The following is a 15,921-nucleotide window of genomic DNA, read 5'->3' on the forward strand; positions in this document are numbered from 1 at the left end:
CGTCGCCCATGAGTCCTCGCCCGATTCTGTTCCTGCGGAGTCGGCTCCTTCGTGTCCGCGTGTGGCTGTTCTGCCTGTTGGCGGCCTGCGTCACCGGCCTCGCCGGCGAATTGAAGCTGGAGGCCCTGCTCATTTGGGGCACCAACGAGGAAAAGTCCCCCGATCCCCGGCACAAACCGGTGGAGACGCAGGTGGCGAAGAAACTCAAGGACCTCCCCTTCAAGTGGTCCCACTACTTCGAGGTCAACCGCAAGGAATTCACCGTGCCCCGTGACCAACCCCGTCGCGTCGCCATGAGCGACGAGTGTGAAATCAGCGTGCGCCAGGCCGAGAACGACCAGGTCGAGCTGATCCTCTACGGCAAGGGCAAGCGCGTCGGTCGCATCACCCAGAAACTGCCCCGGGGCGAGACACTGGTCCTGGGCGGGAATGCACCGAACTACACTGCCTGGTTCGTGGTGCTCCAGCGCAAGGACTAGGTCCCGGCGGCGGGCACGGGCCGACCTCCGATCCTTTCCGGGTTGTTCCCCCGCCGCGCCCCGTCCTTCCCCCGCGACGGGGCACCCGGTAGAGTGTCCCCCGCATGAACGAATGGATCCGTGGTTATCTCCGGGCCCAGGCCGCCGCGCATGCGGCCATTCCCATCGAAGGTGTCGCGCGACTCATCGAGTTCCTGCAGGAAGCGCTTCGCCACGACCGACAGGTTTTCGTTTTCGGCAACGGCGGCAGTGCCGCGTCCGCCGCCCACTTTGCCACGGATCTGGGCAAAGGCGCATCCGACCGACTCGCCCGCCGTTTTCGAGTCATGGCCCTGACCGACAACCTCAGCTGGCTCACGGCGCTGGCCAACGACTATGCGTACGAGGAAGTCTTCGTTCGCCCCCTGCAAAACTTCGCCCGTCCCCATGACCTGGCCATTGCGCTCAGTGTCAGCGGCAACTCACCCAACTGCGTGCGTGCCCTGGAATGGGCCCGTGACCACCAGCTGCGGACCGTGGCTCTGGTCGGCGGCCGGCCCTGTCGGTTGGCCGAACTGGCCGATCTGGTGCTGGCCATCCCGGATACCCACTACGGACGCGTCGAAGATGCCCACATGACCATTCTCCATCTGGCCTGCTACGCGTTCATGGAGCATCCGGAATGGGGGGCCTGAACGGTTGAGGTTTTCGCGCCGAGCAGCTGCCGTGCCGAGGCCGACACCGCGTTCGGCAGAGCCAGCCTCGAAGCTGCAGGGATCCTTGCGTCCGGTTCGCTCCGCGGCTCAGGCGCTCGAGCGCTCCGGCTTCCGCGCGGTCACTTCCAGGCTCACCAGGTAATCCGAAACCTTCGTCCCCGGAGGCAGATGCTCGGCCACCTTCCGATAGAGCGGATCCTCGAAACTCTCCAGCGCCTGCACATACTCGGGCCGCGTGCGCAGTTGAACCTCGTCCAGGCCGGCTTCGCGGATCATCCGTTCCGTTTCCTCGATCAATACTGCCCCGGCCACGCATCCGACCAACGCCTCCACCATTCGTACGACGGTCGGCGGCAACGGCCGAAGCAGGGCCAGGTCCGACACCGCCACGCGTCCCCCGGGCTTCAGCACCCGGGCAATCTCCCGCCAGACCCGGGCCTTGTCCGGCGAGAGATTGATCACGCAGTTGGAGATCACCACGTCCACGCTCGCGTCGGCCACCGGCAGATGTTCGATTTCGCCCAGCCGAAACTCCACGTTGTCCCATCCGGTGCGCTGACGGTAGGCGGGAATGCCGGCCCGGGCCCGCGCGACCATCTCCGGCGTCATGTCCACCCCGATGGCCCGGCCGGTCGGTCCGACCTTACGACCCGCCAGAAACACGTCGAAGCCCGCACCGGAACCCAAATCCAGCACCACCTCGCCCGGTCGCAGGCCCGCCAACGCGGTGGGGTTCCCGCAAGACAATCCCAGGTTGGCGCCCTCGGGCAGCGCGGCCAGCTCCTCCGGCTGGTATCCCAACTGGCGCGCCAACGTTTCCGCGCCGGCCCCGGCCCCGTCGCACCCGCAGGACGTTGCCGGACCGCAACACGAGCCGCCGCCGGTGGCAATCTGGGCATACCCGGCCCGAACCGTTTCCCGCACTTCATCGACCGTAGGTGCCGGGGGAGCCGCCGGTCGGGTTGAGCCGGCCCGAAGCTGGTCTCTTCGCCCGGCTGCATAAGCTTCGAAGACCCGCCGAATTTCGTCCCGCACGCGTCGGAACACCGTCAGGCGTTCCTCCTCCGATCCCGTGGCTTTGGCCGGGTCGTCAAATGGCCAATGATGACGGTTCACCTGCCCGGGGAAGGTGGGACATGCCTGGTCAGCGTTGCCGCACACGGTGATGACCGTTTCGACCGGTCGGCCGAGGAATTCCCTGAGCGACTTGGAGCGATGCCCGGAAATGTCGATGCCGATTTCCCGCATGACGGCAATGGCCAGGGGATGGACATGGCCCGCAGGTTCCGAACCGGCACTCTGGACATCCAAGATGTCCCCTGCCGCCGCCCGCAAGATCCCCTCGGCCATGTGACTCCGACACGAGTTTCCCGTACACAAAATCAACACCGTTGGTTTCATCGCAGACCTCGTATCCTTGCTTCCATCAACCTACGCCGAAACGGCAGAGCGCCAAGTTTCCAACCGGTCCACGTCCCCCGGCACCCCGGGCGCAGCAGGCGGTCTCGGTTGCACAGCGACTGCTGCGGTTCTCACAAGCCGCCGAAAGAGGCGTGTGCGCCAAAACGAGCTTCGGCTTCTCGGGGAAATCCGCAGTTTTGGCCTTCGCAAAATGGATTGTTCAAACGCCTCCCGAGGGCCCGCCTTCTCTCCGAGAAGAAGTCGGCCCCCATCCCCTGAAGAAACATGGCGGTGGCAATCGACTCTGCTGCCGCGGGTTCGAACGCGAACAAACGCGTCGGCCCGACCCGGGCGACGCCAAGCCGAAATGCCGGTTCCCTCAGCCCAACCGTGCGTGAGTGCCGTCGCAAAAGGCCCCACTGCCCGAGTGTTTGCATCCGCACCAGGCCACCGTCCGTTCCGTGTCCACTTCCACTTTCACCGGGCCAAGGCCGGTGCCCTTGTGCGAACCGTCGCAAAATGGCTGCTCCTTGGACAAGCCACAGGCGCACCACCAGTAGGTGCCGGGCTGAACCTTTTGCACGAACGGCTGGCGCGATGCGATCCGAGGCTCTGCCATGTTAGTGCGGGTTCGACCGGCCCGGCCCTTGGGTGACCTTGGCCTGGCGTGCTTCTTTCCGCTCGGCCCACACCCAGGCAATCAAAGCCGGACCGAAACAAAGGAATACACCCATCGGCACACAAAAAATGCTCCAAAACTTGTCCATAACCGCCCTTCAAGATGCAACCCCCGATCCGCCATGTAAAGGCGCGGTCTCGCCCGACCCGTCCCAACGGCGCATTTCGGGTTTCGGACGCCCTCGATGGGTCGGCGGATTCCGGGCGTGTGCGCCACGCGCAAACCGGGAGAAGCACCCTCGCTTCGGCCTCCTTGCATCCGGTGCTCAAAAACGGAAATGCGCCCTCCGTAGTCCCGGATCGCACGGGCCCTGCCACGCGCCGAAGGTGCATCCAATCTACCAACCCGCGGCAGCGTCCCGGGAACTCCCTCCTCCAAACCCGCCGCGCCCTGCCAAAGGGTGCAACCCGAGGAGTTCCGGTGGCGGAGGCCCGGCCGAATCACGCAGCCGACTCCTTCTGGTGCCCCTGCCCCGTTTCCCGGCAAGAGACCGTCCTCCGGTTCGACCGGCAATGCGATCTTCTGGTCTTGCGAGGGACCGCCGCCTGAAGGCAGCGCTGCGGGCGAGGAAAACCGCCGGGCGCAAAGCACCGGCCTATTTTTCCGCCGCTTGTTGTTCCCGCTGGCGCCGGCTTTCTTCGATGACCTTCTGGGCCAGTGCCGCGGGCATTTCCTCATAATGACTGAATTCCTCGGAATGCACTCCGCGGCCGCCCGTCAGCGATCGAAGCGTCACGGCGTAGCGGTACATCTCGGCGGCAGGCACCTGGGCACGGATGATCTGGAGGTTGCCCAGGCTTTCCATGCCGAGGATCTTGCCCCGGCGGCTGGACAAATCGCCCATGACGGCGCCCATGTACTCCTCCGGCACGCGGATTTCCACGTTCTGGATCGGTTCCAGGAGAATCGGGTTGGCGGAGCGGAAGGCCTCTTTGAAGGCCTCGTAGCCGGCGATCTGGAACGCGATGTCCTTGGAATCCACCGGGTGCATCTTGCCGTCGTAAAAGTCCACCTTGACGTCCGTGACGCGGTAGCCGGCCAGGATGCCTTCCATGGCCGCGCGCTGCACGCCCTTCTCGACCGACGGGACGAAGACACGGTCCACATTCTGCCCCACGAGCGATTCGGTGAACTCCAAGCCACTGTCGCGGGGCCTGGGTTCGATGCGCATCCAGACCTCGGCGAATTGTCCGGCACCGCCGGTCTGTTTTTTGTGTCGGTACTTGGCCTCCCCTTTGGACTTGATGGTTTCGCGATATCGGATCCTGGGCGGCAACAGCTCCACATCCACGCGGAACCGCTTTTTCAGTTCGTCCGTGATCACCATCAGATGCAGCTCGCCCTGGGCGGACAGGATGGTCTGGCGCAGTTCGGCATCCACCACGTACGTGAAGGTGGGATCGGCGGCGTGCAACGCGGCCAGGCCCTGGGAGAGCTTGTCTTCTTCGCCCTTGACCTTCAGTTCGATGGCGGCGTGGATGCTCGGCTTGGGCCATTGCACGCCCGGCAGGCGGCAAATGAATTTGGGGCTGCAAAGGGTGTCGCAGGTATGGGTCCCCTTGAGTTTGACCGTGGCCCCCATGTCCCCGGCGGGGATCTCGTTGATCGGCTCGCGGTTTTGGCCGTTCAGGAGGTAAAGCTGGCCGATCTTTTCGGTGACCCGGCTGCGGGGGTTGTGCAGCTCGGTGCCCACGGCGACCTTGCCCGCGTAGACACGGAAGAAGGAGACCTCGCCGAACTTGGGTTCGCTGACCGTCTTGAACACATACGCCACGGGTTCGGGGTCGGTGAGGCTGACCTCGATGGGCTGGTCATTGGCATCCCGTGCCGGGACCTTGGGTCGATCGGTGGGGGCCGCGCCGTATTTGGCGATGAAGTCCATCAACCGGGCCACCCCGATGTTGCGTTCGGCCGAGGTGGCGAACAGGGGGATGAAACTTTGCTGCAGGATGGCCTTGTGCAGGCCGCCCCGCAGTTCCTCCTCCGTAAGTCGGCCCTGTTCGAGATACTTTTCGGTCAGGGAATCGTCCGCCTCGGCAATGTATTCCATCAGTTTTTCGTGGAGCGCGTTGACCCGTTCGGCTTCGGCGCCGGTGGCGGCCGCCTCGGTGAACTTGCCGCTGGCATCCGCGGCGTAGGTGATGATCTCGCTGCGCGGCACGTCCAGGACCCTCTGGAACCCCGGTCCCGATTCCAGGGGCAGGCTCAGAGGAAAGACGCGCTCGCCGGCAAATTGCCGGATCTGGGCCAGGGTGCGCTCGAAATCCGCGTTTTCCCTGTCCACGCCGTTGATCACGAACACCTTGGGAAGTCCGAACTGAGTGGCCCATTCCCACACCTGCATGGTGCCGACGCCGGGACCATCCTTGGCATCGACCACGATCACAGCCAGGTCCGCCACACGCAGGGCCCCCAGCGCCTCGGCGATGAAATCGAGGTACCCCGGACAATCGAGGATGTTGAACTTCCGCCCCAGCCACTCCAAGTGGAGCATCGAGGTTTGAATGGAAATCTTCCGCTCGCGCTCGTTTTCGTGGTAGTCGGAGACCGTCGAGCCCTGCGCCACGCTGCCGAGCCGGTTGATGACACCGGCGCACAACAGCATGCACTCGCTGAGCATGGTCTTTCCCGAGGAAGCGTGGCCGACGATGGCGAAGTTTCGGATGTCCGAAGGTTGATACGTTTTCATGCCCTGTTGCGTTCGAGACTCTCACCCCGGGAATCTGCGGGTCCGCGAACCCGGAGACTCCCACCCATGCGAGCGCCCTGCGGCACGCCCCGAGCCGGAGCCCGGAAGGGCTTTCCCGCCCGCGGGTCCGCCGCGGCGCCGCGTTCGTTTCGACAACGCCCGCAGCTTAGGACGCGCCCGCAGATCGCGTCAACGCCGCGAGTCTCGAAGGGCGGTTTTCCTGCTCCGGCCAGCGGCCTGACGGCGCGGGTGAGAGGGTTGAGTGCGCCCCTGCATCCGCAACCAGGGTGAGGCCCCACTCCCCCTCGACTCCAGCCGACCAACGCTGTTTCGGTTGGTGCCGACGCACGATCGAGGTCCGGCCCGGAGCGCGGAAGGCACTCCCCTCCCCGCCAGGGGTGGGCGGAACGCACCACCAACTGCCCGGGGAATCGGCACGAGCGCTGCCCCCGGCCCCGGCCCCCCGTTTGGGAGGCTAGTTGCGTTGCGTGGTGACCCGGGCCAGGGCAGCCCAATCCGGATTGTTTTGCCGGGGCACCGGGGGCCCCGGGGCGCGGATGGTGCGGGGATCGCGCAACGGGTAGATCTCGGAATGGCCGTCCGTGAAGTTCAGGCCATAGGCGTTGCCATGACGGCGCGCCATGAGGTCGGCCAGCCCGGTGCCGGCCCCCATGTCCACCACGAACATCGAGTCGTTGATGCTGGGATTGGCCGGGTTGGCGTCCTCGTCGATGATCAACCAGGTCTCCGCCGGCCGAATGAGCTGCGCCTCTTTGCGAAAAAGCCGGTAGGTCAGGGTGCGGTCCTGGGCCGGGGTCAGATACGTGGACTCTCCGGTGGGATCGCCAAAGGACCGGCCGTTGACCCAGCTGTTCATCGACACGCTGCGGACCACCCGCAAACCACCCACCACGCGGGTATCCGCCGGACAGCGCGCGACGTCGATGCTCCCATGGTAGGGAAAGAGCTTCGAGCTGGTGACGCACCAAATGCTGGTCGCACTGTACTGCGGGAACGGACCGTAAAACGGATCATGCGGCCACGAGGCATAGCCCCAAAACCAACTGTCGGGGTGTGGCACCCCTGCCGAGAGAATGGGGTAGTTGCCGACCAGCCGACCCAGATTATCCCCCGCATACATCGCCCAGGCGGTGCCGAGCTGGCGCAGATTCGACAAGCATTGAATCCGCTGACCCCGCACCTTGGCCTTGGAAAGAGCGGGCAACATCAGCCCCGCCAGAATCGCAATGATGGCAATGACGACCAGGAGCTCAATCAGCGTGAATGCCCGCCTCGTGGGCCGGCCGTAAACGGGAAACCGCGGCACTCGGACCCTCGCGATCGCTGATGCCTGCCTGCCCATGCAGTTTCACCCTAACGCCCCGGTTTCTGACCGGTCAAGTCCGAGTCCGGACTTCGTCGGGCCGACCGCATTGCGCGCCAACCGTCCGATGGACCCCGGAGAACGGGCGGTCGAAAACTCATTTCGCGGACCAACGGCATGTGCATCTTCCCAAGGAGTCGCCGGTCCTGTTCCGAAAATCCCGTTGTTTCAAAGCCTGTTCATGCATCGCGAGTGACGATCGGGCAGTTGGAAAACCCGGTTTTTTCGGACGACAGCTCTGCCAAATCCACGACTCTCGCAGGTGCTTCAGGGAAACGCGGCGTTCTTCATCAAGTCCGGGAATTCGATCTGCGCGGCTGGTGGGAACGCCGTCACCGACCGTCTCCATTCCGGCCTGGCTCTGGAACGAGGCCCCATCCCCCATGGGCAGCCGGACAAGGTAGTCGCCGATGAAAGTCGGCGGGCAGTTCACCTGGATACCACTCACCGCATTCCCGCTGCGACGACACCTGCTCCCCAGGCGGCGGACACTGCGAGAGCCATCGCGTTACGGCGGTCGCCACCACCCACGACGGAAGTTTTTCCTTACTCGGACGCCCGGCCGCCGCCGGACGGCGCCGGTTACCGGGAGCGGTCGCCGGCAGCGTTTTCCTGCACCCGGCGCAAACAAACGTGCAGCCGTTCAGCAGACGTTGTACCCTGCCACGCCATGAACCAGGTTCCACGGGTCCGGGAACGTTGCGGTGCGCGGGCATTTGGTCCCGGCCTCTTGGCGCTCCTTTCCACCGGCTGGATTCTTGGGGTGTCCATGGCTTTCGGGGCGACCCCGGAAATCCGGGCAGCGCGATCGGTCCATCTGGGCTGGGACGGACCGGAAGGCCGCGGGTTTTACCTGGAAATGACCGTGCGCCAGTCCACCCGGGGCAGTTATTTCATGGCCTGCGGCTGGAACACGGGCTACTTCGGCATCCAGGAGTTGAGCTCCGCCACGAACAGGGTCGTGTTGTTCTCGGTGTGGGATCCGACCCGGGGCGACGACCCCAACGCGGTGCCCGAGGACCAGCGTGTCCAGGTTTGGCACAGCGACCCGGACGTACGCATCCGCAGGTTCGGCGGCGAAGGAACCGGTGCCCAGTGCATGTGGCCCTATGCCTGGGAAACGGGCCGCACCTATCGGTTTTTCGTGCGGGCCGAACCCAGTGAAGATTGGACCACCTACGCAGCGTATTTTTGGTTGGCCGAACGAAAGCAGTGGAAACACCTGGCCAGTTTTCGCACGCGCACGGGCGGACAATGGCTGCGGGGGTATTACTCCTTCGTGGAAGATTTCCGGCGGGACGGCCGGAGTGTGCACGAGTTTCGTCGCGCGGAGTTCGCCAACGTGTGGATCCTGGATGCGGACTCCCGCTGGCATGCAGTGACCCGGGCGCGTTTTACCGCCTCCGATGCCCCGTGGGAGTCCCGCGACAACATCGGCGGCGGAACGGTCGCCAACGGCTTTTTCCTGGAAACCGGGGGCGAAGATCGCGCGCATCCGCCGCTCGGCTCCATCCTGACCGGATCCGCGGAGACGAACCAGCCGCCCGCAGATCTCGAGCCCTTGTTGGGCCTTCGTTCCTTCAATACTCCTTTGCTGGACCTGGCCCCCCGGGCGGATCTGCAGGTGGTGGTGGACCGCGAGCCCGGTCAGTACCTCGGCCATCCGAGCACCTGTTTGTTGGAAGACGGGCGCACGATCCTGTGCGTTTATCCCAAGGGCCATGGCCGTGGCGCCATCGTGTACAAGCGCAGCGAGGATGGAGGCCGGACCTGGAGCCAACGGCTGGCCACACCCTCCTCATGGGCCACCAGCCTGGAAACGCCCACCCTGCACCGCGTCGTGGACGCCGGGGGCAGGCGCAGGGTTCTGCTCTGGTCGGGTCTGTATCCCGCACGCCTGGCTGTTTCCGAGGACGACGGACGAAGCTGGTCCGAGCTTCGACCTGCGGGCGACTGGGGCGGCATCGTCGTCATGAGCAGCGTGGTTGCCCTGCGCGAACGCCCGGGACACTGCCTGGCCATGTTTCATGACGACGGTCGCTTTTTCCAAGCCGAGCCGCAGCGCCACAGCCCGGCCGTCATGACCCTGTACCAGACGTTCAGCCGCGACGGCGGGCTCACCTGGAGCCGTCCGCAGCCGGTTTACTCCGACACCGCGATTCACCTCTGCGAGCCCGGGCTCGTGCGTTCGCCGGACGGGACCACGCTGGCGGCGTTGCTGCGCGAGAACCGGCGCGTGCGCCTGTCCCACGTCATGTTCAGTTCCGACGAAGGACGGTCATGGTCGGTTCCGCGCGAACTGCCCCGAGAGCTGACCGGGGACCGGCATGTGGCGGTGTATGCGCCGGACGGTCGGCTATTCGTCAGCTTTCGGGACATGGCCCCGGGATCGCCCACACACGGCGACTGGGTCGGCTGGGTTGGAACCTGGGAGGATTTGGTCCATGGGCGGCCCGGGCAGTACCGGGTCCGGCTCCTGGACAACCGTTCGGGTCACGATTGCGGTTACGCCGGGGTGGTTTGCCTGCCCGAGGGCACGATCGTGGCCACCTCGTACGGTCACTGGGTCGAAGGCCAAAGCCCGTTTATCGTAACGGTTCGGTTCAACTTGAGCGAATTGGACCGCCTGGCCCGGAAAGGGCCTTGGGGCGTCCAACCGGTCGATCCCTCGCACTTGCTTCGCTGAGGTCGCATGGACCCGGGGCATACAGCGTGGCCCCGGCACACGTCGGGGCCGGACGCGGAAGCCATTCGATGTTGGACCGCCGGGAAACCGCGGCCTCGTCCGGAGCGCTCCCGGCACCACGCCGGCCCCGGGCCGGCTACTCGTACCGCAGCGATTCAATCGGATCGAGGTGCGCCGCCTTCCAAGCCGGATACGTGCCGAAAACGATCCCCACGGCCGAACAACTCAGCAGACCCATCAGTGTCCAATCCAGAGGAATCGCCGGCGGCACTTTGAAGTACCAGGCCGTCAAGTTGCCCCCGGCAATCCCCAGCACGATCCCCAACAGCCCGCCCAGTTCGCACAACACAACCGCCTCCAGAATGAACTGGACGAGGATGTGGCGTTTCTTGGCCCCGACGGCGCGACGGATTCCGATTTCGCGGGTGCGTTCGGTCACCGACACCAACATGATGTTCATGATGCCCACGCCGGCCGCCAGCAGGGCAATGGAACTGATGACCGCCACTCCCACGCGCACCGCCAGGGTAAAAGCCTGGAACTGCTGGATCAGCGAGTCGTTGGAAAAGATCTCAAAATCGTCCTCCGCTCCGGGCGGCACTTTTCGCGCCAGCCGCAACAGTCCCCGCACCTGCTCCACGCAATCCTCGAACACCGCCGCCTCCCGCGCCTGAACCAACAGGGTCAGGCTCCGCCCCATGCGACCGTACCGATTCATGGCCGTGCTCAAGGGAATGGCCGCAAAGTTGTCCTGTTCGCCTCCTTGTGTCGTGCCCTTCGGCTCCAGCACCCCCACCACCCGATACGGGACTCCGTCCATCTTGATGGTCTGGCCCACGGCGGAACCGTGTGGGAACAAACTCCGGGCCAGCGCATCGCCCAGGACGCAGACGTCCCGCGCGTTTTCCACGTCCGCCTCCATCAGCGCCCGACCCTCGGCCACCACCCAGTTTCGGGCCGGGAAACTGCCCGGGGTCACGCCCAGCAACCGAACGGTCGGCGGCGTGCGCCCGTAAACGCTGAGGGCTTCGCCCGCCCAAAACTCATCCTCCAACCCCACGCTGCTCGCCAGGGTCGCCCGCCGGGCCACTCGTTGCCCCTGTTCCCACGTGATCGGCTTCCGACGCCAATATTTCTCGAACCCTTCCGGACCGCCAAAATACACCGCCGGCCACTTGCGCACCGCAAACGTGTGGGCCCCCAACTGGCTCATTTCTCGTTCGACGTTGCGCTGCAGCACCCGCAGGGCCGTCATGGTGACCATGATGGAAAACACCCCGACCAACACGCCCAGCAGGGTCAGCCCGGAGCGCAGTTTATGGGCGGCCACCGCGGCCATGGCCATGTGAAAACTCTCCGCCACTTCGGCCCACGACCACGCCCGTGAACGTCGGATGGCCGGAGCCGGCAGGACCGGCGGGACTGCGTGCCGACTCGGGAGCTCCGGATTCATATCACTCCGCCCGCAAGGCTTCCACCGGGTCCAGTCGCGCGGCCCGCCAGGCCGGCATGAAGCCGGACACCAACCCGGTGGTCACCGCCACGCCCAACGCCAGGGCAGCCACTCGCAACGACAGCGCCGCCGGCAGGAACCACTGCATCACCCAGGTCAACGGCCAGGCAATCCCCAGCGCCAACAAGCCGCCCATCAAACAAATGCCGGCCGCCTCCAACAAAAACTGCATCAAGATGGCCCGCCGTTTGGCCCCCACGGCTTTGCGGATGCCGATTTCCCGTGTCCTTTCGGCCACCGACACGAACATGATGTTCATGATGCCGATGCCGCCCACGAACAACGACAGGCCGGTGATGAACAGTCCCACCGCCGCGATGGTGCCGCCCACCTGCTGAAACAGTCGCACAAACTGCTGTTGCTGGTTGATGGAAAAATCGTCCGGCTCCCCGGGGGCCAGGCCGCGCACCCGCCGCATCGCCTGACGCAGCTCCTCCCGGGCATCCTCCAGATGGGCGACGTTGCCCACCTTCACCTGGATTTGCAGCTCCGGCCGGCTTTGGAAGGAAGCCACGAACGCCGACAGCGGGAGGATGATCTGATTGTCCAGACTGAATGCGCCCAGAAAGGTGCCCTGGCGCTCCAGGACCCCGATCACCTCGAAGGTGCGGCCCCCGATGTTGAGCCGACGGCCCAGAGGCGGGTCGCGGCGCAACAAATTGGTGGCCACTTCGGTGCCAATGACACAAACGGGCCGGCCCCCGGCCACGTCCGCAGCGCTGAGAAACCGGCCCAGAGAAACGCGCACGCCCGCGGTTTCCTGATACTGTTCGGTGGTGCCCACGATGAACACACTGCTCGAACGGCGGTTCTCGTATCGGACGGGCAAAGACGCGCGGGCCACCGGGGCCAGGGCCGGGGCAAAGGTCGCTTCCCGCGCCAGGGCCCGCGCATCCGCCAGATCAATCGGACGCCGCTTCTGCATGCGCAGCCAGACTTCGCGCGATTCGATGAACCAGTCCATCCGGTCCACGAACAACACATCGGCCCCGATCTTGGACACGCTCTGTAGGAAGGAACGATTGAGGCCTTCGATGGCGGTGCCCATGAGCGTCACGGTGGCCACGCCGATGACGATGCCCAGTGTGGTCAGGCCGGCGCGCAGCTTGTTGGCCGCAAGCGCCTGCAGCGCCATGCGCAGCGCTTCCCCCAGTTCGGTGGCCAGTTTCATGAGCCGCAAGACCGTTCGTCGGCCGCGATCCGCCCGTCGCGGATCCGCACAATGCGCCGCGCGTGCCGGGCCACGTCCTCCTCGTGCGTGACGATCAGGATGGTGTGGCCCTGGCGCCAGAGGGCATCGAAGAGGGCCAGGATTTCCTCGCCCGTTTTCGAGTCGAGGTTGCCCGTGGGCTCGTCGGCCAGCAGCAACGCCGGCCGATTCACCAGCGCCCGCGCAATGGCCACCCGTTGCCGCTGGCCCCCCGACAGTTCATTGGGCCGATGCTGCACGCGGTCGGCCAGGCCGACCTGGGCCAGGGCCTCCAGGGCCATGCGCCGGCGCGTTTCGGCCGGGTAACCCGCATAAATCAGGGGGAGCTCGACGTTGTGCAGGGCCGTCGAACGCGGCAACAGATGAAACGTCTGAAACACAAAACCGATTCGCTGGTTCCGCACTTCGGCCAACTGATTGTCGTCCATTTGACTGACGTCGATTCCGTCCAGCTCGTAGCGGCCGGCCGTCGGGGTGTCGAGGCAACCGAGAATGTTCATCAGGGTGGACTTGCCGGATCCGGACGGGCCCATGATGGCCACGTACTCGCCGCGCTCGATCTCGAGGTTCACCTCCCGCAGGGCGTGAATCGTCTCACTGCCCATGCGATAGCATCGACTCACCTGAACCAGTCGGATCAGACTCATGCTCCCTCGCTTGCGCCCGCCCGGCTTTACGGCCGGCCCCCGTGGCCGCCGTGCCCGCCGGCCCTGGCGATTCCCTACCCTGTCTTCTTGCCCGCGGCATTTCCGGGGGGCACCACGCGCACCCGCGCCCCGTCTTCCAGGTCCCGGTGAATCACTTTGTAACCGCCCGAAACCACTTCCTGCCCCTCGCTCAACCCTTCCACGATTTCCCAGTAATCCGCATCGCTGATGCCCAGTTTCACCGGCACCATGCGGACCCGGGTCCCCTCCACCACGAACACCACTTCCACGGGCTTGACGGTTTCACTCCTTTTGCGGTGGGCGGCCCGTTCGGGCTCCTCGGCGGGGTTGCCGGCAGCGGCGCGTTCCGATTGCAGGCGGGACGCTCCCCGGGCCACGTCGTTGGTCCGCGGCAGGCGCGTGGTCACGCTGGCCAGTGGCACCGTCAGCACGTTCGTCCGATACCGTGTCTCGATCTCCGCCGTCACGGACATTCCGGGTCGGAAGGCCTCTTTCTCCTGAATGCGAATGCGCACCTCGAACTTGGTGGCCTCCTGGGAGCCGACCTGGGGATTGAGATTGCGCGCGGAATTCGCGATTTCCGTGACGTATCCGGTGAACCTGCGCCCCTGAAAGGCGTCCACTTCCAGCCAGGCCCTCTGGCCCGGTCGCAGCAACACCACGTCGGCCTCGCCCACCTCCACCCGGGCCTCCATGTTGTTCAGATCAGCGATGGTCATCAGCTCGGTGCCCGCCATCATCGTGTTGCCGGCCACCCGCTCCCCGCGTTCCACACTCAGCTTGCTGATCGTACCGCTGATCGGCGCGTAAATCGTGGTCTTGGCCAGCTCCTCCTCCGCCCGCGCCAGCGCGGCCCGGGCGACCTCCACCTGATGTTCGGCATGTTGCAGCTGGGCGCGCGCCACATCGAGGGCCGTCTGGTACTCCAGAAACGCCGACTCGGAAATCAAATGCTCCCGGAACAATTGTGCCTGCCGTTGAAACTCCAGCTCTGCCTTGCGAAGGTTCGCCTCTGCCTGGTCGCGGGCGGACCGCGCGGCCTGATACGACGCCTCCGCCGACCGGCGGTTGGCCAGATACACGTCCGGTTTGATCCGTGCCACCAGATCCCCCTGTTGCACGCTCTGCCCCTCTTTGACGGGCAGCTCCACGATCTCCCCGCTCACCTCCGCACTGATCTTCACCTGCACCACGGGCTGGATCCGTCCGTTGGCCACCACCACCTCGGTCAGGTCCCGGCGGGTCACCTTTTCCGTCTGCACCACATAAACCGGGCCCCGCTGCCGCCACAGAAACGCCGCCGTAAGCACCGCCACCAGCACCAGGGCCGCGCCGCCCAGCCACCACCAGGTCCGTTGTTTTCCCCGTGTATGCATATTGGATGCACCCTTCCCCATTCTTACACCGCAGAAGCGGTTTCGGTTACAGTCGCATTGCGCGGCCCGGCCCTCTTCACCGCGCCCCGCCGGCCATTGCCCACACCAGCAGCCAGAACAGCCACAACCCCATCAGCAGCCAAAAGCCTCGCACCCACGGCACCCGCGCCAACTTGGAGAGCCCCACGGCCATCACCGCCACCTGCCAGAACCCGAAAATGCTCTGCACCCAAACCAGGGTGGTCGGCAGCCTCGGCGGCGCAGGCGTCGGTCCCGGCCCTCCCCCTTCCGGCCCGAGCGGTGCCGTCGCTCCGGGCGTCCAGAGCAGAAACTCCAGCCAGGTGCCCAGCACTCCCACCAAACTGGCCAGCCCCGCCACTTCACAAGCGCGTCCGAACGACACGTTGCCGCCAAATGCCCACCGACTCACGCCCCACAAGGCCACCGCCCAAACCACAAAGCGCAAGCTGCTTCCCAGGCCGGCCACGCCGCCCGCCGCCGCCTGCAGGAGCGGCGAGTCAAACACTTGCTCCAGACGCTGCAACGCCGCATCCGCCCGTTCGCGGGTCAGGCGGCCGGCCTCGACCCGGGCGTTCAGCGCCGCCTCCTGCTGCCGTACGATTTGATGACGCACCGCGGGGTCGGGCCACAGCTTCCACCCACCCCAGAATCCCACCAGAAATGCCAGCAACGCCGGCCAAAACCAATTGCCCCAGTCAGGTCGGGACCGAAGCACGTCTTCAAAAACCTCGCCCGGCACGGCAAACACGTTCACCATGCGCGCCAGCACAGAGTAGGACGCCGGCTCCCAAGACTCGGTCCGAGGAGTTTGTGGCCCCAACACGGGTGGTTCGTCCGTCGACATACCCTGAGGTTGACCCGCGCGCCGCACGGTCGCGGGACCACCACCATGACTCAAGGGCACACCCTTTGTCGAGCCGACGAGACGCGACACCTGCCACCTTGCAGACCGGCCCGATCTCCTGCCAGCCCGGTGCACCTGCCGCCAGTTGCCGTGGCAGAGGGCCGGCCGCCCCACCCTCCGGCCCCGGGGCGGTCTTTGGGGAGTCCCTGTCGGCTTCCTAGCAAGCTGCTCCCCGCGCACCTCGAAGGGGCTTGCGGATGGCAAACCGCTTTTCCG

At 65.5% G+C, this 15,921-nt stretch carries 13 protein-coding genes; 3 read left to right on the forward strand and 10 right to left on the reverse strand.

What is annotated here, in order from left to right; genetic code table 11:
• The first annotated feature begins 8 nt into the window (after positions 1-8).
• Positions 9-479, forward strand: coding sequence for a hypothetical protein (locus ACPDIT_RS03075; protein ID WP_423441434.1), 471 nt, complete (start codon positions 9-11; stop codon positions 477-479).
• Between the two features lie 104 nt (positions 480-583).
• Positions 584-1,153, forward strand: coding sequence for a D-sedoheptulose-7-phosphate isomerase (locus tag ACPDIT_RS03080; protein WP_423441436.1), 570 nt, complete (start codon positions 584-586; stop codon positions 1,151-1,153).
• Between the two features lie 108 nt (positions 1,154-1,261).
• Here ACPDIT_RS03080 and arsM read toward each other — a convergent pair whose 3' ends face one another.
• From arsM to ACPDIT_RS03105, 5 genes are all read right to left on the reverse strand, one after another.
• Positions 1,262-2,575, reverse strand: coding sequence for an arsenite methyltransferase (gene arsM / locus ACPDIT_RS03085; protein WP_423441438.1), 1,314 nt, complete (start codon positions 2,573-2,575; stop codon positions 1,262-1,264).
• A 379-nt stretch (positions 2,576-2,954) separates the two neighbouring features.
• The gene (locus ACPDIT_RS03090) at positions 2,955-3,194 is read right to left on the reverse strand and encodes a CDGSH iron-sulfur domain-containing protein (RefSeq protein WP_423441440.1); all 240 of its coding nucleotides are present in this window, start codon (positions 3,192-3,194) and stop codon (positions 2,955-2,957) included.
• Between the two features lies 1 nt (position 3,195).
• Positions 3,196-3,342, reverse strand: a complete 147-nt coding sequence (locus ACPDIT_RS03095; protein ID WP_423441442.1) for a hypothetical protein — start codon at positions 3,340-3,342, stop codon at positions 3,196-3,198.
• A 507-nt stretch (positions 3,343-3,849) separates the two neighbouring features.
• Entirely contained in the window at positions 3,850-5,943 is a 2,094-nt protein-coding gene (locus ACPDIT_RS03100) for an elongation factor G (protein WP_423441443.1), read from the reverse strand.
• A 475-nt stretch (positions 5,944-6,418) separates the two neighbouring features.
• Positions 6,419-7,270: a type II secretion system protein gene (locus ACPDIT_RS03105; protein WP_423441445.1), complete on the reverse strand. Its 852-nt coding sequence runs from the start codon at positions 7,268-7,270 to the stop codon at positions 6,419-6,421.
• A 727-nt stretch (positions 7,271-7,997) separates the two neighbouring features.
• Here ACPDIT_RS03105 and ACPDIT_RS03110 point away from each other — a divergent pair.
• Entirely contained in the window at positions 7,998-10,013 is a 2,016-nt protein-coding gene (locus tag ACPDIT_RS03110; RefSeq protein ID WP_423441447.1) for a DUF3472 domain-containing protein, read from the forward strand.
• A gap of 136 nt (positions 10,014-10,149) precedes the next feature.
• Here the strand turns inward: ACPDIT_RS03110 and ACPDIT_RS03115 are convergent, their stop codons facing one another.
• The 5 genes from ACPDIT_RS03115 to ACPDIT_RS03135 all read right to left on the reverse strand — a co-directional run bounded on the left by ACPDIT_RS03115 (position 10,150) and on the right by ACPDIT_RS03135 (position 15,558).
• Positions 10,150-11,466, reverse strand: a complete 1,317-nt coding sequence (locus ACPDIT_RS03115) for an ABC transporter permease (protein WP_423441449.1) — start codon at positions 11,464-11,466, stop codon at positions 10,150-10,152.
• Position 11,467: 1 nt separating this feature from the next.
• Complete coding sequence (locus tag ACPDIT_RS03120) at positions 11,468-12,697, reverse strand: ABC transporter permease (protein ID WP_423441451.1); 1,230 nt, start codon at positions 12,695-12,697, stop codon at positions 11,468-11,470.
• The gene (locus ACPDIT_RS03125; RefSeq protein ID WP_423441453.1) at positions 12,694-13,383 is read right to left on the reverse strand and encodes an ABC transporter ATP-binding protein; all 690 of its coding nucleotides are present in this window, start codon (positions 13,381-13,383) and stop codon (positions 12,694-12,696) included. The genes ACPDIT_RS03120 and ACPDIT_RS03125 overlap by 4 nt, the downstream gene beginning before the upstream one ends.
• A 74-nt stretch (positions 13,384-13,457) precedes the next feature.
• Positions 13,458-14,780 (reverse strand): efflux RND transporter periplasmic adaptor subunit, encoded by a 1,323-nt coding sequence (locus tag ACPDIT_RS03130; RefSeq protein ID WP_423441455.1) that lies wholly within the window; start codon positions 14,778-14,780, stop codon positions 13,458-13,460.
• 76 nt (positions 14,781-14,856) lie between these two features.
• Entirely contained in the window at positions 14,857-15,558 is a 702-nt protein-coding gene (locus tag ACPDIT_RS03135) for a YIP1 family protein (RefSeq protein WP_423441457.1), read from the reverse strand.
• Between the last annotated feature and the right edge of the window lie 363 nt (positions 15,559-15,921).

Origin of the sequence: Limisphaera sp. VF-2 (assembly GCF_049537125.1) — a bacterium.
Classification (GTDB): domain Bacteria; phylum Verrucomicrobiota; class Verrucomicrobiia; order Limisphaerales; family Limisphaeraceae; genus Limisphaera.

Bases quoted from the DNA above. Each gene is read 5' to 3' on its own strand.
- ACPDIT_RS03095 (WP_423441442.1), bottom strand. From the start codon at position 3,342: ATGGACAAGTTTTGGAGCATTTTTTGTGTGCCGATGGGTGTATTCCTT.
- ACPDIT_RS03100 (WP_423441443.1), bottom strand. From the start codon at position 5,943: ATGAAAACGTATCAACCTTCGGACATCCGAAACTTCGCCATCGTCGGC.
- ACPDIT_RS03130 (WP_423441455.1), bottom strand. From the start codon at position 14,780: ATGCATACACGGGGAAAACAACGGACCTGGTGGTGGCTGGGCGGCGCG.
- ACPDIT_RS03120 (WP_423441451.1), bottom strand. From the start codon at position 12,697: ATGAAACTGGCCACCGAACTGGGGGAAGCGCTGCGCATGGCGCTGCAG.
- ACPDIT_RS03080 (WP_423441436.1), top strand. From the start codon at position 584: ATGAACGAATGGATCCGTGGTTATCTCCGGGCCCAGGCCGCCGCGCAT.
- ACPDIT_RS03090 (WP_423441440.1), bottom strand. From the start codon at position 3,194: ATGGCAGAGCCTCGGATCGCATCGCGCCAGCCGTTCGTGCAAAAGGTT.
- ACPDIT_RS03075 (WP_423441434.1), top strand. From the start codon at position 9: ATGAGTCCTCGCCCGATTCTGTTCCTGCGGAGTCGGCTCCTTCGTGTC.
- ACPDIT_RS03115 (WP_423441449.1), bottom strand. From the start codon at position 11,466: ATGAATCCGGAGCTCCCGAGTCGGCACGCAGTCCCGCCGGTCCTGCCG.
- ACPDIT_RS03135 (WP_423441457.1), bottom strand. From the start codon at position 15,558: ATGGTGAACGTGTTTGCCGTGCCGGGCGAGGTTTTTGAAGACGTGCTT.
- arsM (WP_423441438.1), bottom strand. From the start codon at position 2,575: ATGAAACCAACGGTGTTGATTTTGTGTACGGGAAACTCGTGTCGGAGT.
- ACPDIT_RS03125 (WP_423441453.1), bottom strand. From the start codon at position 13,383: ATGAGTCTGATCCGACTGGTTCAGGTGAGTCGATGCTATCGCATGGGC.
- ACPDIT_RS03110 (WP_423441447.1), top strand. From the start codon at position 7,998: ATGAACCAGGTTCCACGGGTCCGGGAACGTTGCGGTGCGCGGGCATTT.